The organism is Serratia sp. PF-27, from assembly GCF_030053255.1.
GTDB classification, from domain to species: domain Bacteria; phylum Pseudomonadota; class Gammaproteobacteria; order Enterobacterales; family Enterobacteriaceae; genus Serratia; species Serratia bockelmannii.
Genome location: NZ_JASGBT010000006.1, coordinates 12,704 through 33,957 on the forward strand (window position 1 = coordinate 12,704; position 21,254 = coordinate 33,957).

At 59.8% G+C, this 21,254-nt stretch carries 21 protein-coding genes; 8 read left to right on the forward strand and 13 right to left on the reverse strand.

From position 1 onward, the window contains the following. Nucleotides 1-26 precede the first annotated feature (26 nt). From ypfH to dapA, 6 genes are all read right to left on the reverse strand, one after another. Nucleotides 27-716 (reverse strand): esterase, encoded by a 690-nt coding sequence (ypfH, locus tag QMZ29_RS01920; protein ID WP_049296083.1) that lies wholly within the window; start codon nt 714-716, stop codon nt 27-29. 120 nt (nt 717-836) lie between these two features. After that, nucleotides 837-2,849 (reverse strand): tRNA(Met) cytidine acetyltransferase TmcA, encoded by a 2,013-nt coding sequence (locus QMZ29_RS01925; protein WP_147824108.1) that lies wholly within the window; start codon nt 2,847-2,849, stop codon nt 837-839. 56 nt (nt 2,850-2,905) lie between these two features. Further along, complete coding sequence (gene ypfJ / locus QMZ29_RS01930) at nt 2,906-3,772, reverse strand: KPN_02809 family neutral zinc metallopeptidase (protein ID WP_043140420.1); 867 nt, start codon at nt 3,770-3,772, stop codon at nt 2,906-2,908. Between the two features lie 209 nt (nt 3,773-3,981). Continuing rightward, on the reverse strand, nt 3,982-4,695 hold the full coding sequence (purC, locus tag QMZ29_RS01935; RefSeq protein WP_147824109.1) for a phosphoribosylaminoimidazolesuccinocarboxamide synthase: 714 nt from the start codon (nt 4,693-4,695) through the stop codon (nt 3,982-3,984). Between the two features lie 170 nt (nt 4,696-4,865). Beyond that, nucleotides 4,866-5,918 (reverse strand): outer membrane protein assembly factor BamC, encoded by a 1,053-nt coding sequence (gene bamC, locus QMZ29_RS01940; RefSeq protein WP_025303828.1) that lies wholly within the window; start codon nt 5,916-5,918, stop codon nt 4,866-4,868. Between the two features lie 16 nt (nt 5,919-5,934). Further along, the gene (gene dapA, locus QMZ29_RS01945; protein ID WP_033644005.1) at nt 5,935-6,816 is read right to left on the reverse strand and encodes a 4-hydroxy-tetrahydrodipicolinate synthase; all 882 of its coding nucleotides are present in this window, start codon (nt 6,814-6,816) and stop codon (nt 5,935-5,937) included. A 110-nt stretch (nt 6,817-6,926) separates the two neighbouring features. Here dapA and QMZ29_RS01950 point away from each other — a divergent pair, with 110 nt between their 5' ends. After that, nucleotides 6,927-7,532 (forward strand): glycine cleavage system transcriptional repressor, encoded by a 606-nt coding sequence (locus QMZ29_RS01950; protein WP_369783268.1) that lies wholly within the window; start codon nt 6,927-6,929, stop codon nt 7,530-7,532. Between the two features lie 2 nt (nt 7,533-7,534). Beyond that, nucleotides 7,535-7,999, forward strand: coding sequence for a thioredoxin-dependent thiol peroxidase (gene bcp, locus QMZ29_RS01955; RefSeq protein ID WP_025303830.1), 465 nt, complete (start codon nt 7,535-7,537; stop codon nt 7,997-7,999). A 44-nt stretch (nt 8,000-8,043) separates the two neighbouring features. Here the strand turns inward: bcp and QMZ29_RS01960 are convergent, their stop codons facing one another. After that, the gene (locus tag QMZ29_RS01960; protein ID WP_025303831.1) at nt 8,044-9,120 is read right to left on the reverse strand and encodes an AI-2E family transporter; all 1,077 of its coding nucleotides are present in this window, start codon (nt 9,118-9,120) and stop codon (nt 8,044-8,046) included. Between the two features lie 852 nt (nt 9,121-9,972). On the opposite strand from QMZ29_RS01960, the gene QMZ29_RS01965 reads away from it, so the two are divergent. Next, nucleotides 9,973-10,188 (forward strand): hypothetical protein, encoded by a 216-nt coding sequence (locus tag QMZ29_RS01965; protein ID WP_033644007.1) that lies wholly within the window; start codon nt 9,973-9,975, stop codon nt 10,186-10,188. Between the two features lie 68 nt (nt 10,189-10,256). Here the strand turns inward: QMZ29_RS01965 and QMZ29_RS01970 are convergent, their stop codons facing one another. Together QMZ29_RS01970 and QMZ29_RS01975 are read right to left on the reverse strand one after the other, a co-directional pair. Further along, nucleotides 10,257-12,452, reverse strand: a complete 2,196-nt coding sequence (locus QMZ29_RS01970) for a TonB-dependent receptor (RefSeq protein WP_122016734.1) — start codon at nt 12,450-12,452, stop codon at nt 10,257-10,259. Between the two features lie 57 nt (nt 12,453-12,509). Further along, the gene (locus tag QMZ29_RS01975; RefSeq protein ID WP_254599037.1) at nt 12,510-13,592 is read right to left on the reverse strand and encodes a YncE family protein; all 1,083 of its coding nucleotides are present in this window, start codon (nt 13,590-13,592) and stop codon (nt 12,510-12,512) included. 391 nt (nt 13,593-13,983) lie between these two features. On the opposite strand from QMZ29_RS01975, the gene QMZ29_RS01980 reads away from it, so the two are divergent. Together QMZ29_RS01980 and QMZ29_RS01985 are read left to right on the forward strand one after the other, a co-directional pair. Then, complete coding sequence (locus QMZ29_RS01980; protein ID WP_141967344.1) at nt 13,984-14,436, forward strand: GNAT family N-acetyltransferase; 453 nt, start codon at nt 13,984-13,986, stop codon at nt 14,434-14,436. 113 nt (nt 14,437-14,549) lie between these two features. Next, on the forward strand, nt 14,550-14,978 hold the full coding sequence (locus QMZ29_RS01985; RefSeq protein WP_173888276.1) for a TOBE domain-containing protein: 429 nt from the start codon (nt 14,550-14,552) through the stop codon (nt 14,976-14,978). 36 nt (nt 14,979-15,014) lie between these two features. Here QMZ29_RS01985 and QMZ29_RS01990 read toward each other — a convergent pair whose 3' ends face one another. After that, on the reverse strand, nt 15,015-15,632 hold the full coding sequence (locus tag QMZ29_RS01990; RefSeq protein ID WP_261426462.1) for a LysE family translocator: 618 nt from the start codon (nt 15,630-15,632) through the stop codon (nt 15,015-15,017). A 194-nt stretch (nt 15,633-15,826) separates the two neighbouring features. Here QMZ29_RS01990 and QMZ29_RS01995 point away from each other — a divergent pair, with 194 nt between their 5' ends. Beyond that, nucleotides 15,827-16,288 (forward strand): Lrp/AsnC family transcriptional regulator, encoded by a 462-nt coding sequence (locus QMZ29_RS01995; RefSeq protein ID WP_060434434.1) that lies wholly within the window; start codon nt 15,827-15,829, stop codon nt 16,286-16,288. A gap of 36 nt (nt 16,289-16,324) precedes the next feature. Here QMZ29_RS01995 and QMZ29_RS02000 read toward each other — a convergent pair whose 3' ends face one another. After that, nucleotides 16,325-17,533 carry an NAD(P)/FAD-dependent oxidoreductase gene (locus QMZ29_RS02000; RefSeq protein ID WP_261426465.1) on the reverse strand — a complete coding sequence of 403 codons (1,209 nt, stop codon included), beginning with the start codon at nt 17,531-17,533 and terminating at the stop codon, nt 16,325-16,327. Nucleotides 17,534-17,693: 160 nt separating this feature from the next. Further along, on the reverse strand, nt 17,694-18,233 hold the full coding sequence (locus QMZ29_RS02005) for an RrF2 family transcriptional regulator (protein ID WP_025303838.1): 540 nt from the start codon (nt 18,231-18,233) through the stop codon (nt 17,694-17,696). A gap of 340 nt (nt 18,234-18,573) precedes the next feature. On the opposite strand from QMZ29_RS02005, the gene bepA reads away from it, so the two are divergent. Both bepA and arsC read left to right on the forward strand, forming a co-directional pair. Continuing rightward, nucleotides 18,574-20,043: a beta-barrel assembly-enhancing protease gene (bepA, locus tag QMZ29_RS02010; protein ID WP_049204829.1), complete on the forward strand. Its 1,470-nt coding sequence runs from the start codon at nt 18,574-18,576 to the stop codon at nt 20,041-20,043. Between the two features lie 20 nt (nt 20,044-20,063). After that, a complete protein-coding gene (gene arsC / locus QMZ29_RS02015; RefSeq protein WP_261426472.1) occupies nt 20,064-20,417 on the forward strand; it encodes an arsenate reductase (glutaredoxin) in 354 nt (117 codons plus the stop codon). A gap of 48 nt (nt 20,418-20,465) precedes the next feature. Here arsC and hda read toward each other — a convergent pair whose 3' ends face one another. Then, nucleotides 20,466-21,167 (reverse strand): DnaA inactivator Hda, encoded by a 702-nt coding sequence (gene hda, locus QMZ29_RS02020; RefSeq protein WP_025159568.1) that lies wholly within the window; start codon nt 21,165-21,167, stop codon nt 20,466-20,468. Between the last annotated feature and the right edge of the window lie 87 nt (nt 21,168-21,254).

The following is a 21,254-nucleotide window of genomic DNA, read 5'->3' on the forward strand; positions in this document are numbered from 1 at the left end:
AGGGCGCTCATCGGCGCCCTGAATTTTTAGCGAAAGGCGATCAGCTCGCCGCGCTTGCCGGACAAGGCTTCGTCCCAGTAGCGCTGCGGCACATAATAATGCAGCCTTTCCAACGCGGCGTTCATCATGCCCTGGTTGATTGCGTGCCCGACGTTTTCCTCCACGTCCAGCGTGAAATCGGCGCCGTTGGTCCGCAACGCCTCCGCCGCCGCGTGAGCGTGTTGCACCGCGATCACCGCGTCCTCTTCACCGTGGATCAAATGCACCACGCTGTCGCCGAAAGCCTGCTCAGGCAACTGGGCGAAACGCCCGCTGAACGCGACCACGCGCCCGGCCAGTCGGGTTTCCGCTTTTAACGCTTCCAGCGCCATGATCGCCCCCTGCGAGAACCCCACCAGCGCCGTGCCGGCATAGCCTACGCCGCTCAACTGCTGCCAATGGCGCACCACCGCCACAAACTGCGGCATCACGTCTGCGATGCGGGCCGCGCGGTTCTCTTCGGTCACGTCCTGCACCGAAAACCACTGGCGCCCTGCACCGTTGCCGAACGCTTCGGGGCCACCGATGCTCACCACCTGTGCCTGAGGAAAGTCTTTGGCGAAGTAGCTGCCGATCTCCCCCATCGCCACCGGGTTGTCGCCGACACCGTGAAACAGCAAGATCAGCTGCGCCGCCGGGGTCGCCGGGGTTTGGACAACGAAATGCTCATGTTTCATCGATGACTCCTTAATAGTAACCAAACCTGGTGCGGCGACAGTCGCCGCCGCACCGCTGACAGTGACTATACGCCGTTGAGAAATCGGGAAAATCGGGTTTTATTGAGCGAGTTATTCAATTTATTGCAACGACTGCGCCCAGTCGCGCCAGTAACGGCAGTGCTGCGCATTCAACTGTTCCAGCGCCTGCGCCGTTTCGTGCCGCCAGTGCCGCAGCAAGGCTTTCTGGCCACTTACGCCCGCCTGCTCCGCGCACGCCGCCGGGGATTGTCGCCGTTGCAGATGGCCGCGCAGCGCGGGCAGCGGCAAATTGCTGGCCAACAGCAAACGCTGCAATGCCCCCAGGCTGGCCTCCAGCGGCCGATGGGCGAAAGCGAATCCGGCCAGCTCGCGCCAGTCCTCTTCGCCAAGCGGCGTGTCGCCGTCGTCGCCTGGGATCGCCAGCGCGAGTTCAATACGCTGCCGCAGCCAGGGCCAGTCGCGCGCCAGATGCTTGTGCGCCGCGTGCCGCAGCGCCTCTCCTTGCTCGCTCAGGGGCAAGATAGCCATCGCGGTATAGCAGCCGCTGCTGGCCTCCGGCTTGCTGCCGATGCGCACCAGCTCGAAACCGCAGGATTGCCAAAAGCGCCACAGCGGCTCGGTATAGCCGAAGCTGACCGACAGGAAGTCCAGACCCTGCGCCTGGCGGCGTTGCCGCTCGACCAGCTGACGCGCGATACCCTGCCGCCGCAACGCCGGCAGCGTCGCGATGCGGGTAATGCGCCGTGAATGCAGCGTCGGCGCCCACCACTGGCCGCCATGCGCCGCCAGCGACTGCGCCACCAAGTTGCCGCGCGGTCGGCGGCGGCCGGCCCACACGTCGTGCGCCAACTCGGCGCTCAACCCGCCTTCGTCCACCAGCCACACGGCGCCCACCACTTCCTGTTCGGCCTGCGCCAGCCCGAAATGCATGCCTGGCGCATCCATCAACCTGCGCAAATCCAGCGGCGAGGTGCGGTAATGCGCGCTGCTCAGCAGAGCATAGAAACGCGCCAGCCGCTGCGGAGCGGCGCACAGTTCACGCTGCTCCGCCTGGCTGTAATCGATCGCCTGGCCGTCCGCCGGCCAGGCGGGCAGCTCGTTGAACAACAGCGCATTGTCCGTTATCCGTTCCAACGCGTCCCCCTGTGCCCAACGCATCGGCTGTTGCAGGCTCAGCGCCTGATAGGACGGCAGCCCGGCGCAAAACTTCAGCAGAAAACCGCGGCCGGTGCCTTCATAGCCCTGCACCGTGGTGGTCAACAGCACGCGAGGAAAATAACCGATCAACTGCTGCAACAGTGGCGCGGGGATCGCCGCCGCCTCATCCACCAGCAGCCACCCCACGGCGCTGACGTCACCCTCACGACACTGCGCCAGCAGGGCATCGGGCGCCCAAAACTGCGCGCGCCCCTGCGCCCATTCCCCGGCCACCTCAGTGGCGGCGCGGCTCGGCCCGGTGATCCAGCAGGTCAGCGGCGACTGCGCCACCAGCATGCCGGCCAGCGTCGATTTGCCGCGGCCACGGGCGGCGGTCAGCACCCACACGCCGGACTCGGCCTGCAGCAGCGCCGTCAAGATCGCCTGTTGTTCCTCGGTCGGGCGGCCATCCGGCGGCTGCCACCCTTCACGCGCCGGCAGCGCGGCCAGCATCAGGGGCTCTCCCTGCCGCCAGATCGTCACTTCGCTGTCATCGGCCAGATGCTGCTGCAGATGATGAATGAAATGCGGCGTGGTGATCGGCTGCGGACAATCGCTCCAGCGCAGGCTGTCGCCGTCCGGCTGCTGAGGCCATTGTCGCCAGGGGGGCGTCAACAGCAGCAGCCAGCTGCCGGCGCGCAAGGCGCCACTCAACGCCGCCAGCGCCTCTACGTCCAGCGAGTGACAGGCGTCGAACACCGCGTGCAGCCGCTCCTGCCCCAGCAATTGGCGCATCGCGCCGCTTGCTAAAGCCACCTGGCCGGGCGGCGGATTTTCCCCGACCCACGGCCAGTCGCCTGGCAACGTAGCCGCCAGCCGCTGCGCCTGTTCGCGGCACCAGTCAGGTTCACCGCTGAGCACCAGCAGGCGTCGGATGCCCTGCCGCCGCATAAGTTGTTGCGCTGCCTGTAACATAACGCTGTGTCTCAATCCGAAAAAAATGCCGGAGTCAGGCTCCGGCACTTGAGGCGTTAACGGGATGCAAAGGTGTTGCAGGTATTGGGATCGCCGCTGTCGAAGCCCTGTTTAAACCAGGTATAGCGCTGCTGCGAGGTGCCGTGAGTGAAGCTGTCCGGCACAACGCGGCCCTGGCTCTGCTGCTGCAACCGATCGTCGCCAATCGCCTGTGCGGCGTTCAGCGCCGCCTGCAGGTCGCCCTCTTCCAGCATCTGCTGCTTCTCAGCGTATTTGCCCCACACGCCGGCAAAGCAGTCCGCCTGCAGCTCCATTTTCACCGACAGGCGGTTTACTTCCGCTTGGCTGGCGCCCTGCTGCATCTGGCGGACCTTCGGCTCGATGCCCAACAGGTTCTGCACGTGGTGGCCGACTTCGTGCGCCACCACATAGGCCTGAGCGAAATCACCGCCGGCGCCCAGCTTGGTTTTCATATCCTGGTAGAAAGACAAATCGATATACACCGTTCTGTCACCCGGGCAGTAGAACGGCCCCATCGCCGCCTGGCCGGTGCCGCAGCTGGTGCGCGTGACGCCGCGATACATCACCAGCTTCGGCGGTTGATAGGTTTTGCCCATGCGCTGGAAAATCTCTTTCCAGTTATCCTCGGTTGAGGCCAGTACCACAGAGGTGAATTTGGCCAGCTCATCGTCTTTCGGGCTGATGTTAGCGCTCTGCTGTTGACCCTGCGGTGCGACGTTACCGCCGTTCAGCAGCGGCGACAGATCGATACCGTAATAGCCGGCCACCAGCACCACTACCAGAATGACAATGCCGCCCTTGCCACGCGGCACGCGAAAGCCGCCGCCACCGCCGCCCAAACCTGAAGATTGCCCGCGACGATCCTCAACATTGTCACTTTCCCGACGCCCTTGCCAACGCATAAATATACTCCAGATATTTCCCCTGCTCGTTGAAGTTGCGCCGCGATCGTAAGCGCAAAGGCAGCTTCAAGCCTGAGTGGGATAGGTTTTAGTCATCTCGCATCCATCATTATAAATGGTCTGCCGCGGAGGAAATGTAGAAATTTTCTGGAAAAACGCAGAATAGCGGGACGATCCGGCCGGATCGCCCCGAATGGCGGTGCCAACGCTTAGTCGAGCTTCACGCCGATGCGGCGCGCCACTTCTTCATAGGCTTCGATCAGGCCGCCCAGGCTTTGACGGAAACGGTCTTTGTCCATCTTGTCCAGGGTGCTTTTGTCCCACAGGCGGCTGCCGTCCGGCGAGAACTCATCGCCCAGCACCACTTCGCCGTTGAACAGGCCGAACTCCAGTTTGAAGTCGACCAGGATCAGGCCGGCGTCGTCGAACAGCTGGGTCAAGACCTCGTTGGCGCGGTAGCTCAGCTCACGCATGCGCGCCAGATGTTCCTTGCTCACCCAGCCGAAGGTTTCGCAGTAGGATTCGTTCACCATCGGATCGTGCATGGCGTCGTTTTTCAGGAACAGATCGAACAGCGGCGGGTTCAGCACCAGACCTTCTTCGATGCCCAGACGCTTCACCAGCGAACCGGCGGCGCGGTTGCGGATCACGCATTCCACCGGCACCATGTCCAGCTTCTTCACCAGCACTTCGTTGTCGGACAGCAGACGCTCCATCTGGGTCGGGATGCCGGCTTCTTCCAGTTTGCTCATGATGAAATGGTTGAACTTGTTGTTCACCATGCCTTTGCGATCGAACTGCTCAATGCGCTGACCATCCAGTGCTGACGTATCGTTGCGGAACTCCAACACCAACAGATCGGGATTCTCGGTGGTGTAAACGGTTTTTGCCTTTCCACGATACAGCTCAGCTAGCTTTTGCATCTTACTTACTCCAGTGATGTATCCCCGTTGTCTCCCGAGCGCGGCCCGAAATTAGGGGGTATAGAATTGACCTAATGAATTCTTTGGCGTGCCGGACACTATTGTGCCAAACCTGCGACGCAAACGATACCGTATAGACAAAACAAAAAGGGGCCGAGGCCCCTTTTTGATTAGTTAACGCTGGTTTTACTGAAGGCAGACTGGAATGCCGCCACCAGTGCATCGTTTTTCGACTGGGTGAGCGGTTTGCCTTTCGGATCGATGAATTGCAGGCTGGTGCGGTTGTTGAGATCGCCGACCTGCAGCTTGTAATCCCCTTCCGCCAGTTCAGGATCCTTAACGCCCAACGCATCCCAATCGCTGCTGCTCAAGGACTTGTAGGTCACGGCGACGGTGCCCTGCGGACGGCTGCGGTCACCCACTTTCATCCCCAGTTTTTCGAGCGCCGGCGGCAGGCGATCCCACACAACGGTGTACGGGCCACGCACGACCAGCATCGGCAGGCCGGTGTCATCGGCGCCGCTCTGCACGTCCAGTGCGCCGAAGCGGCTGGCGGTCTGGCTGCTCGCCAGGTTGTCCTGCTTGTCCAGGCCTTCGATCAGGGTGTTGATCATCATGCCGTTGTAGCGCTGAATCTCAGATTGGTCGGTCACCTGCTCGCTCTTGCCCTGCTGCTGCAGGCCAACGCTTTTCACCACCAGCGCCTGCTGGTAGCCCTGCTGCTGCACGCTGATCTGATAACGGCCTTCGTACTGGTTGTCTTCGTCCAGACGGTTCCACTTCACCCAGTCGGTGGTCAGGGTCTGACCGGCGTCCTGGCGGGAAGCGATCGCGATGTTCTTCGCCTGCAGCAGGCTGACGACGCGCGACCACAGGTTCTGGTTCTGCGGGCTGTTTTCCAGCAGCAGCGTGCCGCTGTCGCCGGCGTATTGCGCACGTGAACCGCTCAGCAGCGCCAACGGCTGCACCGGCGGACGAATGTCCAGTTGCTTGCCGACGTTGCCTTGCAGCTTCGTGGCGGGAACGTCATAGTTGCCGCTCTGCACCGGCAGGATCATGCCGGACGGCGCGTTCAGCGCCTTGAGCGGAGCCGCGTCGAGGTAGGCCTCGTCGCCGCTGACCTGGCGCTTGTAGCGCTGATCGCTGCTGCAGGCTGCCAGCATCATCACCAAAGAGATGCCCACTACTTTTGCTACCGTCGACTTTTGCAATGAATAAGCCATCAAATTTCCCTTAGAGTTACAGCAAACCGACGCTTTTCAGCGCGCGCTCCACCACCGGGCGGGCGGTTTCACTCAACGGCGTCATCGGCAGACGCAGCGTATCGGTTGCCATCAATCCCAACGCCTTACAGGCCCACTTCACCGGAATTGGGTTTGCTTCTACAAATAGATCCTGATGCAACGGCATCAAGCGCTGATTTAAGCGGCGCGCTTCGGCAAACTTGCCCTGCGCCGCCAGCGCGCAAAGTTCCGCCATCTCGCGCGCGGCCACGTTGGCCGTCACGGAAATCACCCCTTTGCCGCCCAGTTGCATGAAGTCCAGTCCGCTGGCGTCGTCGCCGCTCAGCAAAATGAAATCTTCATCGTCAACCAGCACTTGGATCTGACTAACGCGACTTAAGTTCCCCGTCGCTTCTTTTACAGCAACAATATTCTTGATTTTCGCCAGCCGAGCGATGGTCGGCGGCAGCATGTCGCAACCGGTGCGCGAAGGCACGTTGTACAGGATCTGCGGCAGCTCGGTGCTCTCGGCGATCGCCTTGAAGTGCTGATACAGCCCTTCCTGCGTCGGCTTATTGTAGTACGGCGTCACCGTCAGACACCCCACCACGCCGGTGTTGGCGAAGCGGGTGGTGAGCGCGATGGCTTCGGCGGTAGCGTTGGCGCCAGTGCCGGCGATCACCGGGATGCGGCCGTCGGCCAGCTCCAGCGTCTGCAGCACCACGTCAACGTGCTCGTCATGGGCAAGCGTTGCGGACTCGCCGGTGGTCCCTACGGAAACGATCGCCGCGGTGCCACTGGCTACATGATAATCGATCAATTTTTTCAGGCTCGCGCGATCGACAGCACCTTTGTCGTCCATCGGCGTAACCAGTGCAACAATACTTCCCGTAAACATTGGCCGTCCCCTCCACAAACAAGTCACTCATGGTACTTTTGCTGCCTATCCAAAAGCAAGCGCACAACCGCGTTGTAAGCGCTTGGCAGGCGGTTTTTTTTATGTTTACCATGGTAACCCCATTAAGCACGACAGGAAGCGCTATTTTGCCTCAGTCAGACGAACACTATCTCGTGATTACCGCACTCGGCGCCGACCGCCCCGGAATTGTCAATACCATCACCCGCCACGTCAGCAGTTGCGGATGCAATATCGAAGATAGCCGTCTGGCCATGCTGGGGGAGGAGTTCACGTTTATCATGCTGCTGTCCGGCAGCTGGAACGCCATCACCCTGATCGAATCCACCCTGCCGCAAAAAGGCGCGGAGCTGGATCTGCTGATCGTGATGAAGCGCACAAACTCGCACGAAAGGCCGCCGATGCCGGCCACGGTATGGGTGCAGGTGGAAGTCAAGGACTCGCCGCATATCATCGAACGCTTTACCGATTTGTTCGACTCCAGCCAGATGAATATCGCCGAGCTGGTCTCGCGCACGCAGCCGGCGGACGGCGACCTGCCACCGCAGCTGTATATCCAAATCACCGCCCACAGCTCCGGCGATCGGGATGCCTCAAATATTGAGCAAGCCTTCCATCGCCTATGTACAGAATTGAACGCGCAAGGCAGTATTAGCGTGGTGAACTATCCACAGCATGATGAGAAAGATGGAGAGTAGTGATGAGCCCATTGAAAGCCGGTGACACAGCGCCGAAATTTAGTTTGCCTGACCAGGACGGTGAGGAAATTAATTTGGCCGACTTCCAGGGACAGCGAGTATTGGTCTATTTCTATCCGAAGGCGATGACGCCGGGCTGCACCGTGCAAGCCTGCGGCCTGCGGGACAACATGGACGAATTGAAAAAGGTCGGCGTCGAAGTGCTGGGCATCAGCACCGACAAACCGGAAAAACTGTCGCGCTTCGCCGAAAAGGAGCTGCTCAACTTCACGCTGTTGTCTGATGAAGATCATCAGGTATCGCAACAGTTTGGCGTGTGGGGCGAGAAAACCTTCATGGGCAAGACCTACGACGGTATTCACCGCATCAGCTTCCTGATCGACGCCAACGGCAAGATTGAAAAAGTGTTTGATGATTTCAAAACCACCAATCACCACGACATCGTTCTGAGCTACCTGCAGCAGTAATTCTCACGAAGCGCAGCGGCCTGCTGCGCTTCGTTTCTTCCCTGTCAGCCGGCCTTGTCTTCCACCTCGACCCGCAGTTCATCGGGCCAGGCGTGAATCACCGCCTTCACCAGCGTCGCCAGCGGTATGGCGAAAAACACGCCCCAAAAGCCCCACATCCCGCCGAACACGATCACCGCCAGGATAATCACTAGCGGATGCAGGTTGACCGCTTCGGAGAACAAAATGGGCACCAACAGGTTGCCGTCCAACCCCTGTACCACCAGATAGGCGACGATCAGCGTCCAGAAATCGGCGCCGACGCCCCACTGGAACAGCGCCACCACCACCACCGGTATGGTGACCAGCACCGCGCCGATGTAGGGGATCAGCACCGAAAAGCCCACCAGCACCGCCAGCAGCAGCGAGTAGCGCATGTCCAGCACGGCGAACACCAGGTAGGTCGCCACACCGACAATCACCATCTCCAGCACCTTGCCGCGGATATAGTTGGTGATCTGCTGATTCATTTCGTTCCAGACCTGCCCCGCCAGGCCGCGATTGCGCGGCAGCACGCGGCGCACCGCGTTCAACAGTTGATCTTTGTCCTTCAGCAGGAAGAACATCATCATCGGCACCAGGATCAGGTAGATAGCCAACGTCAGCAGGCCGACCAGCGACGCCAGCGAGAATTTCACCACCGATTCGCCCATGCCGGACAGCCGGCTGCGCAGGTTTTCCGCCATCATGTCGATGATGCCGGCATCCACCAGCGCTGGATAACGCTTCGGCAGCGTCGCGGCGAAGTTATAGAACTGGTTGAGCATGCCCGGCAGATCGCTCATCAGATTGATGCCCTGCTGCCAAGCGGTCGGCGCGACGACAAACACCAGCAGCATGGCAACGCCCGCGAACACCAACAGCATGATGCTCGCCGCCCAGGTGCGCGAACAGCCGATGCGCTGCAGGCGCGCGGTCGGCCACTCCAGCAGGTACGCCAGCACGATGGCGACCAGCAACGGGGTCAGAATGCCGTGCAGAAAATAGAGAATGAGGAACCCGGCGACCAGGATCACCAGCAGCGCGATAGCCTGCGGATCGGTGAAGCGGCGGCGGTACCACTGTAATAACATCTCCAGCATCAGAGCGGGCTCCTCGAGATTTGGCGGGCGGGCATGGCGATTCCTGTGATGGGCCTGATTAAAGCATAGATAGAACGGGCGCACGCGAGGTGTGCAAAGCACTCAGAGTACTCAAAGTTCACCATACATCAACAGCGATTTGGCTGATTTTATCGCGCGGGCAGGCGATCGGCGCAACAATCCGCAGACGCGGCGACAGGTTCGGTGAGCGGCCCCGAACGGGGCCGCGGAAGATTACAGCGAGGTACCGATAGAAAGGGGCGAACCGACTGCCAATGCGAACAACAACACACAGCCAATCGCGATCGCCGCCGCCAGATCATTTTTCATAGTCCCGTCCCCTGATACTTAAACTGGTTATCGTCACGAACTCTGTCGGTTCTTGCGTTGCGGCCTTTTCTGATGCACGTCATTAAAAACCCCCGCCGCAGCGGGGGAGAAAACGTTCTGGTGCATCAAGTGTTACAAGGAGGTCATGAGGGATTGCTAACCCTAAATGACTATTTCAAGCTAGGATTATTCTCAGAGCATGGCAAGCGATCGCGTCGAGGTTATCCGCACTTTGAGATAAACCTCATAAAAAAATCCCGCACGGCAGCGGGATGAAGGGATGATAACGTCATGAATTTTTTATGCGGACAATGAGGCGGTATTGTCGTCATTTGGCGACAATACCGCGCCGGCACGGTGGTCACAAGGGAAATTTGACCACGGTGAGGAAATCAGAATTTCGCCAATGCCCGCGGTCGTGCGCCAGTCAGCATCAACGAAAAAATGAGATTTTCATCAGACAGCCGTCGGGAAAAAACCGGTAGCATGGCCGATATCATCCCAAACGCCGTAGGGGGAAAGATGAACAGCAAACCGTGTGAATTTGATGAAGCCATCTGTCTGGCGATCGGGCGTGGCGTTTGCGAAGTCGTGAAGATAGGGGATGAAATCAGCGTCTTCTCCCTGTTGGAAGCTATCGAGTGTTTCATCGAACGACAGGCGCTCAGCGAAAGCGAAATCGCGGCGGCGGACGACGCGCTGGATTTGATCAGCGTCCTCACCCATCGGTCATGCTGAAAAGCACCCCCCGGTGGTGAAGGAGCCGGCGCCCCATCGCATGTGGGCCGCCGTCGTTTCCGTTTCGATTAGAAGTCGTAAGTTACCGACGCTTTCAGCGTCCTCGCCTGTCCCTGGAAGACGTAAGTGCCATTGCTTTCTACGCCGGACCAATACTTCTCATTCGTGACGTTGTCCAACCCCACACGCCATACCAGCGTATTTTGATCCTCATTCAAACGCATGCGATAGCGAAGGCCGAGATCCAGGGTCGTGAAACTATCGAGCTTTTTGGTATTGGCGGAGTCGGCATATTGCGAACCGGTATGCCGCACTTTCGCCGTTGCAGTCAGGCCATCGACCGGCTTGATGTCGTACTCCGCTCCCAGCACCGCGTAGAAGTGCGCTACGCCGATCGCGTCTTTGCCATCGTTACGACCGCCCTGGGTTTTGGTCAACTCGGGCGAAAGCCAGGTAGCACTGCCGTTGAGGCGCAGGCCGAATGCCGGTTCGCCGAACACATTCAACTCCACGCCGCGGTTGCGTTGTTCGCCGTTCAAGGTGTAGTAGTTGTTGCTGTCGATCATGGTGGCCGGCTTTTTGATTTCAAACAGCGCCAACGAGCCACCCACGCGTTCGAAATCAACTTTCACGCCCACTTCATTTTGCTTGGAACGGGCGATACCGGTACTCTGCCCGAAGTTAGCCGCCTCTTTCGGCGCAATGCCGCCAGGCTGCAACGCCTCGGTATGGTTGGCATAAAGCGACACCGTTTCCCACGGCTTATAGACCAGCCCGAACGTCGGCATCCAGCGGCTTTGCGTATAACGGGAGGCGGTATCCTCCAGGCCGGTGGCATTGCTGTAATTACGCACCACCACTTTCTGATGACGCGCGGCCGCCGTTAACAACACCCGGTCGCCGAAAAAGCCCAGCGTATCGCTGAACAACCAGCCCTGCGTCCGGTTGCGCGCCGTGGTCAGCGGATCGCTGTAGTTGCCGCCGAAATAGGCGTTGTCCGGTATTGCGACATCATGGTTATCGTAGATATTGGTCGTCGGATTGTTGGCAGACATGCGCCACGCGGTTTTGTCGCGTTTAATCTGCGCGGAATAGCCGACGTTGACCCGGTGCGAAACCGCCCAGGTCGTGAACTTGCCCTCAAGCCCCGCCATGCCGCTGAAAGCGTCGATGATGCGATTGGTGTCCAGGCGCCCAACCGTGGCGTCGCCGTTGGCGTTGATGAGCTTCGGTGCGCTGTAAACGCCGGTTTCATGGCCGTGCTGCGCGCCCAATCCGGCATAGGCCTTCCAGTCGCGGGTTAAATCATATTCCGCTTTCGCCATGCCGAATTCGTTCTCGATATCGCTGTAGCCCCACTGCTGACTGTAATTTTTACGGGTGTCAGGCACTGCGGGTATCACATCGATGCCGCTGATGTTGACCCCCATCGTTCCGCCATGGAAGGTCTTTTTCTGATAACCGAAGTCCAACGATGAACGGAAACGATCGCCGCGATAGTCCAGCCCGACCGATGCCAGCGTGGTGCGCCGCTTATCATCCTCAACCGCCGTTTCCCCCTCTCGGTGTACCAGGTTGACGCGAGCGCCAAACTGGTTGTCGTCACCAAAACGGCGGCCCAGATCCAGCTTGCCGCCCACCTGAGAATCGGAGGTGTAGTCGAGGCCGATCTGAGTGGTCGGCGTTTCTTCCGCCCGTTTCGGTTCAAGATTGATCATGCCGCCAACGCCGCTGGAAGCCAGGCCGTTCAGCAAGGCGTTCGCCCCTTTGAAGATCTCTACCCGCTCCAGCATCTGGGTATCCATCACCTGACGCGGCACCACGCCCGGCAGCCCGCCCATCGTCATGTCGTCGCCGTCCAGTGAGAAACCGCGGATGCGATAGGTTTCGGCGAAGTTACCGTATCCCTGCACCGCCTGCACACCCGCGTCGTTGCTGACCACGTCGGCGATGGTCTTCGCCTGCTGATCCTGTACCAGCTTCGCGGTATAACCTATGACGTTGAACGGGACGTCCATCGCTTTCTGTTCGCCCAACATTCCCAGGCGGCCGCCGTGGGCAACCTGTCCATCCAGGTAGGCGGGAACCAAATCATTGCCGCCGGAGTTGAAATCGGCGTGTTTTTCGGCCCGGACGACCAGGGTGTCCTCCTGGTTTTTCTTGGCGTCGCCGTCTGCGGCCAGCGCGCCTTGGCTCAGCGCGCCGATAGCCAGCGCCAGCAGCGTTTTGCGTAAAGGGGAATTCGTTGTACTGGTGTTGTGCATAATTCACTCATGAATGAGGATAAAAAGTTAAATGGCCCGTCGCCGAGCCGATGGGGCTTATTGATTCAACGCGATGCGAACCACGCTGTCCGGCCCCTGAGTGGAATGATCTTTGTTAAACGGTTGTTTGACAGTAACGAACAATGTCTGGCCATCTGCCGACAACAGCAAGCTGTTTGGATTCGGCGGCAGCGCCCAGCGCTGTTTCACCGCATAGGTCGTCGCATCCAGGCTCAGTACATTGCCGGATTCACGCTGCGAGATATAAATTTCATTGCGCCGTGAATTGAAAACGACAGCCAAAGAGTCGCCCACATCAAGCCGCTTCAATAATTTTCCGGTATGAATATCCAAGACCAGCGTGGTCTTCGCCTTGGAGTTGTCAGTGACGAACAAACGACCGGTAGCCTCGTCTTCAGCCATATTAAGCAGCAGTGCCGGTTGGTCTCCCAACGGTTTCCAGCGTTTCTCGATGCGATTGGAACGCGGGTTGATCACCAGGATCTCGCCGCTGCCATTGGCGGCATACACACGTTGGGTCTGTTCGGAGTAATGCAGGCCGGTCATCCATTTGCCGGTATTTTTAATGCGCGTTTTCAGCTTGAGCGTTTCGGCGTCAACCACCCAAATTTGCGCCGGATCGGCCACCGCCCCCACATACAGCGTATTGTTGTGAGCCAGAATTTGGCGCGCACCATACGGCAACCCTTTCTCATTGCGCTCGCTGAACAACAAACGTCCTTTCACCTTACCGTCGGCGGCGCCGATTGCGCTGATACCGCCGTCCAGCGAATTGCTGACATAAAGGGTTTTTCCATCCGCAGAGGCCTGCATGGCGAAATTTTTCAGATCGGTATGCGTCGTGCCAAGGGTTTTCAGGGTCTTGGCGTCCAGCTTATAGACCACGCCCCCCTGTACATCTTTAAAACTTTCGGCGCTGGCGACGTACAGCGCATCTCCCCCTGGCGTCAGCGCCATTTCATACAAACCATAAGCCAGTTGGCGTTTGACGACGCTGTCGGATTGCGCCGCTGGCGCGAGAGGTTGCACGGCAGGGGAAGAGGAAGTGGTTTGGTGCGGCACGCAGCCGCTTAGCGCCATACCCGTCAGCAGGGCGAGCACAGAGATTTTCATTTTCATCGGGGAAATCCTTGACCATTTAAAACGGCGTTAACGGGGGCTCTGCAGTTTAGTTTTGAGCTTTCTCATAACGAGAAATGAGCGCCACCGCGCGTCTCAGTGTTTCCCTGTGAATCAACTATCACGCTAATGCAGGCTAATAACTCCTTCATGCGCCCGCGAACAACAAAGAGAATGAGAAACATACTCATTATTATTTACGCAATCAAGCGTAATTATTTTCCTTCGCTCTCTAAAAGTCATGGCGGTATCTCGTATTATCAAAGCCAATACGTCAGCTATCGACCGCGGTGCCGGGCATGATTCTCTCGCCTTACACCGTCGAGAGACTGCCTCACCCTGCGTACAGACACTTAACGGCAAACAAGCAGACAACAGGAGAAGCCCCCTCATGACAACCTCTGACCCACGGGAGTGGCGGCGTGCTGACTATCTCGTCAGCACCGAGCCCGCCCTGCTGGATCTTGACGCCATCCATGCATTTCTGACCCGTTCGTCATGGGCGGAAGGCATTGATAAAGAGACCGTTCGCCAGTCCCTCGCCCACAGCCTGTGCTTCGGTTTGTATCACGGCACCAGACAAATCGGTTTCGCCCGGCTGGTCACCGATTACGCCACCTTCGGCTATCTGTGCGACGTGTACGTGCTGGAAACGTACCAAAAAAGCGGGCTGGGTCTATGGCTGGCGGAATGTTGCCAGGCCCATCCGCTGATGGCGACGCTGCGGCGAATCATGCTGGTCACCAGCACCGCCCCCTGGCTCTATGAAAAAGTGGGCTATAGCGCCATCAATCGTCCCGATTTTGTTTGGCAGATCGCCCGGCCGGACATCTATCGGCGTTAATTTTTAAGTAAGCTCGCTCTGCTCACACTCTTTCCCCGCGGCATTGGCAATCGCGGCGGTTAGGGTGCATGCTGGCGAAAAATTTTACCGTTTGCCCCTTTCAAGGAGAGTCTATGCCCGTTTCAGCCCGTAACCAATTCACCGGTACCGTGTCCGCCGTCGCCAAAGGCGCCGTCAATGACGAAGTGGAGATCGCATTGCAGGGCGGTGAAAAACTGGTGGCCATCGTCACGGTACAAAGCCAACAGTCGCTGGGGTTAAGCGTCGGCAAAGAGGCCGTCGCGCTGATTAAAGCGCCGTGGGTGATCCTGGCGACAGAGGATTGCGGTTTGCGTTTTTCCGCCCGCAACCAGTTTGCCGGGGAAGTGACTGCGGTTGAGCACGGCGCAGTCAACAGCACCGTACACCTCAAAGCGGATGCCGGTTTTGTGCTGACGTCGGTGATCACCAATGAAAGCCTGCAGGAGATGGCGCTGAAGAACGGTTCGCGCGCCATTGCCCTGATCAAAGCCTCATCGGTGCTGCTCGCCGTCAGAGCCTGATACCGCCTGGCCCGCGCCAGCGGGCCTTTCGAACCACTATTTCAGCGCCTGCTCGGCCAGCAGCCCGAGGGCGATGACGATCATCGCCGCGCCGGAGATGCGCCCCACCACCTTCGCAGCCTGCGGGCGCGTGCGCAGCACCGACTGCGAACCGAATCCCACCAGCAGATACACCAGGCCGCAGCTGATCAAATGCACGACGCCCAACGCCAGCATCTGCATCGGCACCGACCATTCGGCTCGGGCGTCGGTAAACTGCGGCAGCAGCGCCAGAAACAGCAGAAACACCTTGGGGTTCAAGCCGCTGACGCACACGCCCTTGCCGGCCCAGCGCAGCCAGGAATCGGAACGCTGATCTTCACCGGCGCCGGGCACTGGCGGGTGCAGCAGCATGTTGAAACCGATCCACAACAGATAAGTCGCCCCCAGCAAGGTGAGCGCCGTCAGCGCCAGCGGGTTGCCGACCAGCAACGCGCCGACGCCCGCCACCACGATCGCAATCATCAGCAGATGGCCGAACAGCAAACCGGCGACGGCGGGCACCACCACCCGGCCGCGAATGCCCGCCGAGATCACATAGGCCCAATCCATACCCGGCGTGATCACCAACAAAATCGACACCGCCCAAAAAGCGGCGAACAGAGCGAGCGTCATGCCGGCGCCCGCTCAAACGCGCCGCGCCATTCCGAACAAAGAACCATTGCGTTTTCCTCTTGGAAGAAGAACGGCCTCCGCCTGCCGTGCTGGCCGTCAAAACCGTTCAACAGATGGCAAGAATATCCTCAAGGCGTTAAAATGTGCTTTCAATTACTTGCCTGAAACCGGCATAAGTGGGGAAATTTTTCCAAATGGATAAGATTGATCGCAAGATTCTTGCTGAACTGCAGGTTGACGGCCGTTTGTCGGTGACCGAGCTGGCCGAGCGGATCGGATTAAGCGTATCCCCCTGCCACCGCCGGGTACGGGCATTAGAGGAGTCCGGGGTGATCAGGGGTTACCGCGCCCAGCTCGACCCCGGCAGCCTGGGCTATAACTTTTCCGCCCTGGTGTTCGTCACCATGCGCGAAGGCGATCGCCGCGCCGTTGAAACCTTCGAAAACGCCATGGTGGACATTCCGCAGGTGGTGCAGGCACAGCGGCTGTTTGGCGATCCCGACTATCTGCTGCACGTGATCGCCCGCGATCTGCCCGCCTTCCAGCAGCTTTACGACGAGAAGCTCTCCGCTCTGCCGGGCGTGCAGCGCCTGAGCTCCACGCTGGTGATGAAAACCGTGGTGCCGGAGCGCTCGTTCCTGCCGCTGGGCCAATGACGACGGGAGCGTTGCCGCTCCCGTTTTCTCTTTTCTTTAAGGCACAATCACGAAATCCGGATTGGCGACGGCAAACAGCGCCTCGCGATCCGCCGCCGGTGGGTAAATCCACTGCGTGTTGATCTCCTGCTTAATCTTTTTGCCTTCCTCACGGGTAAAGCGCACCTGGCGCTCCCAGCCTTCGGTATACAGCGCGCCCCAGGGGCCCAGATCCAGACAGGTCACATACTTCGGCTGGCTGTAAGGGTGCGTCGGCAAGCCCGTCAGCTCCGCCGCCGCATTGTGGCCGGCCACGCGCCCAAGGCTCAGCGCATGCTGGCAGGTCATCAGGTTGTGGTTACCGAGATCGTCGGTCGCCGCCTTCACCGTATCGCCGGTCACGAAAATGCCCGCCGCCGCCGGCGCGCGCAGGAAGGCGTCGCCGATCACCCGGCCGCTGCCGTCGCGCTCGCCGGGGATCTGTTCGGTCAGCGGGTGCGCCCGCACGCCCGCCGCCAGGATCACCGTGTTGGCGGCGATGCGCTCACCGTTCGACAGCATCACTCCCTCAGCGTCGATAGCCGAGACGCGCAGGCCGGCCCGCGCTTCCACGCCACACTCCGCCAATGCCTGGCGTATCACCGCCCCCGGCTCCGCCCCCATCCCGGCACCCACTTCCGGCGCGGTATCGACGATCACCACGCGCACGTTCTCGTCTTTGCCCAGCGCATCGCGCAGCCGTTGCGGCATCTCCGCCGCGCTCTCCAGGCCGGTCAGCCCCGCCCCCACCACCAAGGCGGTGTTGCGCGCCGGCGTCGACGGTTTGGCCACCAGCGCTTTAATATGGGCATCCAGACGCTGCGCGCTTTCCAACGTATCGACGTTGAAACCGTATTCGGCAAAGCCCGGCACCGCAGGCACGGACAGCCGACTGCCGGTGGCCCACACCAAGCGGTCGTACACCAATTCAAGGGGTTCCCCCGTCGCCTGCGCCACCGTGAGCGTTTTGGCAGCGGCATCGATACGCTCTACCATCCCGGCCAGGTGGCGCACACCGACGGCGGCGAGCTGCGCGGAAATGTCCGGGTTCATGTTTTCCAACACGGCTTCGTACAGGCGTGGCCGGATGGTGACGGTTGGCGTCGGTGAAACCATGAGCACCTCGATATCGTCATGCTTACCGGCAAGGGTAATGGCGCGCATGGCGGACACGGCGGCCCAAAAACCGGCAAAACCGGAACCGGCAATCACTATTTTCTGCGTCATGGGATGACTCCTTCATACAGGGTTAACCGGGCGACAAGGCTGCCCGCAGTTTTTTCGGATGAACGATGCCGTCCCGCTCCCGTAACAGGGTGCAGAAGGCCCGCCCGCCCCTTCCGAAGAGGCGGGAAAAAGTGTGTTTCGTTTTAAGGAAAGGCGGTGGTTAGGTCTTGGCGCGCGCCGTTTTGCCGCTGCGCGCGGTGCGTTCCGTCATGCGCTCGTCGAGCCAGAGGTTGACCTCGCCGAAGAAGCCTTGCGGCGCTTTGCGGCCAAAACGGGCGGCGACGGCGCCGAGAGTCTGCGCCGCCAGCGCATCGCGCATCGCCTTCTCCGCCTGCAGCATCACCGCATGGATAGCGCATTTGCCGGAGACCGCCCAATCCGGCGGGGAGTCATCGAACACCGCGCAGCGCCCGCGCACCTCCTGGCAATCGAACAGCGGCTTGTGCCCCTCGATAGCGTCGATGATCGCCAGAAAGCTGATCTCGTCCGCCGGGCGGGCCAGCCGGTAGCCGCCGCGCACCCCTTCGCTGGCGGCGACGATCCCCGCCTTTTCCAGCTTGGGGAAAATCTTGGCCAGAAAGCTGGGTGAGATCCCTTGCAGCTCGGCGAGTTCGCGGCTGCTGAGCGCCCGCTGGTTATCGCCGACCAGCCACAGCAGGCAGTGGATGCCATATTCAACGCTGGTTGTGATGTACGCCATATGTCCGTTTTCAACCGTCAATGAACCTTCAATAACGCAGACTATATGAGTCTGCGTTTATCTTGTCAATAAAACACAGATCAACTTTGTCCGTGTTTTATTGACAATGCAGGCCACCGGCGACGCAGAAAACGCCCTTCGAAATGAAAAATAAAACTTTTTTGCCCGATTCGCGCCCGGCTAACGTTTCCTTGTTGCCAACGGCTGACTATGATGTGATGGGCACCGCCGCCGCGGTTTGTGAGCCGCCGCACTTTCACGCGGATTGCGCCGTGGGAATAAAGAACTCTTGTCTGCTGCTGACGTCTTAGAAATGATTATTTAAGGGAAACGCCTGACTATGACCAACCGGTTGACCAAAACCGCGTTAGCGGTGCTGCTGCTCGGCACGCTGAACGCCACCGCCCTGGCGCCAGCACAGGCGGAAAGCCAGGACCAGTTGCCGGATATGGGCACCTCCGCCGGCGGCACCCTGAGCATCGGACAAGAACTGGCGATGGGCGATTTTTACGTGCGCCAACTGCGCGCCAGCGCCCCGCTGATCAACGATCCGCTGCTAATCCAATATATCAATCAGCTGGGCAACCGGCTGGTGGCCAGCGCCTATTCGGTGCGCACGCCGTTCCATTTCTATCTGGTGCGCAACGACGAAATCAACGCCTTCGCCTTCTTCGGCGGCAACGTGGTGCTGCATTCCGCCCTGTTCCGCGTCAGCGACAACGAAAGCCAGCTGGCTTCGGTGCTAGCGCACGAAATCTCGCACGTCACCCAGCGCCACCTGGCGCGCGCCATGGAAGATCAGCAGCGCAACGCCCCGTTGACCTGGGTGGGCGCGCTTGGTTCCATCCTGCTGGCGATGGCCAACCCGACCATGGGCATGGCGGCGCTGAGCGGCACCATGGCCGGCACCCAGCAAGGCATGATCAGCTTTACCCAATCGAACGAACAGGAAGCCGATCGCATCGGCATTCAGGTGCTGCAGCGCGCCGGTTTCGATCCGGAAGCGATGCCCGACTTCCTGCAGAAACTCTCGGATCAGTCGCGCTACGCCTCCAAACCGCCGGAAATGCTGCTAACGCACCCGTTGCCGGACAGCCGCCTCTCCGACGCACGCAACCGCGCCAACCAGATGCCGAAACACATCGTGCAGTCCTCGCAGGATTACCTGATGGCCAAGGTGCGCGCACTGGGCATGTACAGTTCGGAAGGCTATGGCCTGAACGAAGAACTGCTCGGATCGCTCAGCAAGGGCAACGTGCGCGAACAGGCGGCCGCCAAATACGGCCGCGCCATCCAGTTCTATGAAGCGAAAAAATACGACGACGCGCGCAACATCATTCAACCGATGCTGGCGCAGGATGCGAAAAACGTCTGGCTGATCGACCTGATGACCGACATCGATCTCGGCCAGAAACGCGCGCCGCAGGCCATCGCCCGCCTGCAGGCGGCCAACGCCGCCCAAAGCAACAATCCGGTGCTGCAGCTCAACCTGGCCAACGCCTATGTCGAAGGCAACCAGCCGGCGCAGGCGTCGAAGATCCTGAACCGCTACACCTTTGCCCATCCGGACGATCCGAACGGCTGGGATCTGCTGGCGCAGGCCAGCGCCGCACAAGGGCTGCGCGATGAAGAGCTGTCGGCCCGTGCCGAAAGCCTGGCGCTGAACGGCCGGCTCGATCAGGCCATCGGCCTGCTCAGCAATGCCAGCTCGCTGCAAAAACTCGGCAGCCTAAAACAGGCGCGCTACGATGCGCGCATCGACCAGCTGCGCCAACTGCAACAGCGCTTCCGCCAATACCAACGCAGCTGATTCAACAAGGAATGAACGCCATGAAAAACGTCACGATTTACCACAACCCGCGCTGCTCCAAGAGCCGTGAAACCCTGGCGCTGCTGGAACAGCACGGCGTCGATCCCAAGGTGGTGCTGTACCTCGAAACGCCCCCTACGGTTGATGAGCTGAAAAAGCTGTTGAAGGAACTGGGCTTCACATCCGCGCGCGAACTGATGCGCAAAAAAGAAGATCTGTACAAGGAATTGAAGCTAGCGGACGACAGCCTGAGCGAAGAGCAGCTGCTGGCGACGATGACGGCGAACCCGAAACTGATCGAACGCCCGATCGTGGTGAAAGGCAGCAAGGCGCGCATCGGCCGGCCGCCGGAGCAGGTGCTGGAGATTTTATAGATTCGAATTCGGGCGCGGACTGTCGCGCCCTTTCTTTTACTCAGGCTATTACAGCCCCAGGATCTCTTTAACGAACGGGATGGTCAGCTTGCGCTGGGCGGTGATCGAGGCGCGATCGAGCTGATCGAGAGTCATAAACAGCGTGCGCATCTCGCGATCCAGCCGTTTCAACAGGAAGCGGCCCACGTCTTCCGGCAGCTCGAAGCCGCGCAGTTTGCCGCGCAGCTGCAGCGCCAGCAGTTTCTCTTCGTCCGACAGCGGCTGCAGCTTGTAGATCTGCCCCCAGTCCAGGCGCGAAGCCAGATCCGGCAAACGCAGGTTCAGCTGACGCGGCGGGCGATCCCCGGTGATGAACAACCGGGTGCGGCCGGTTTCCAGGATGCGGTTGTAGAGGTTGAAGATCGCCATCTCCCACTCTTCGTCGCCGGCGATGCATTCGATATTGTCGATGCAGACCAGCGCCAGCTGCTCCATGCCGTCCAACACTTCAGGCACGAAGTAAGCGCGCTTGTCGAGCGGCACATAGCCCACCGCTTCGCCTTTCTGCGAAAGCTCGGCGCAGGCCGCATGCAGCAGATGGCTGCGCCCGCCGCCTTCACGCGACCAGAAATAGATATAGCTGCCATGTTCCTGACGGACGGCGGATTGGATCGCGGCTAATAGGGATGGGTTCTCGCCCGGATAAAAACTGGCGAAAGTTTCATCATCGGGAAGATAAAGTGGCAGTGAAAGCTGTGCCGGCGTATTCAGAGAAGCACCTCAACCAAAACTGGCAGAAAAACGTGGGCAGTTTAACACAGAAAACGGGCGCTGTTGAACCGGCAGGATCTTATGCCG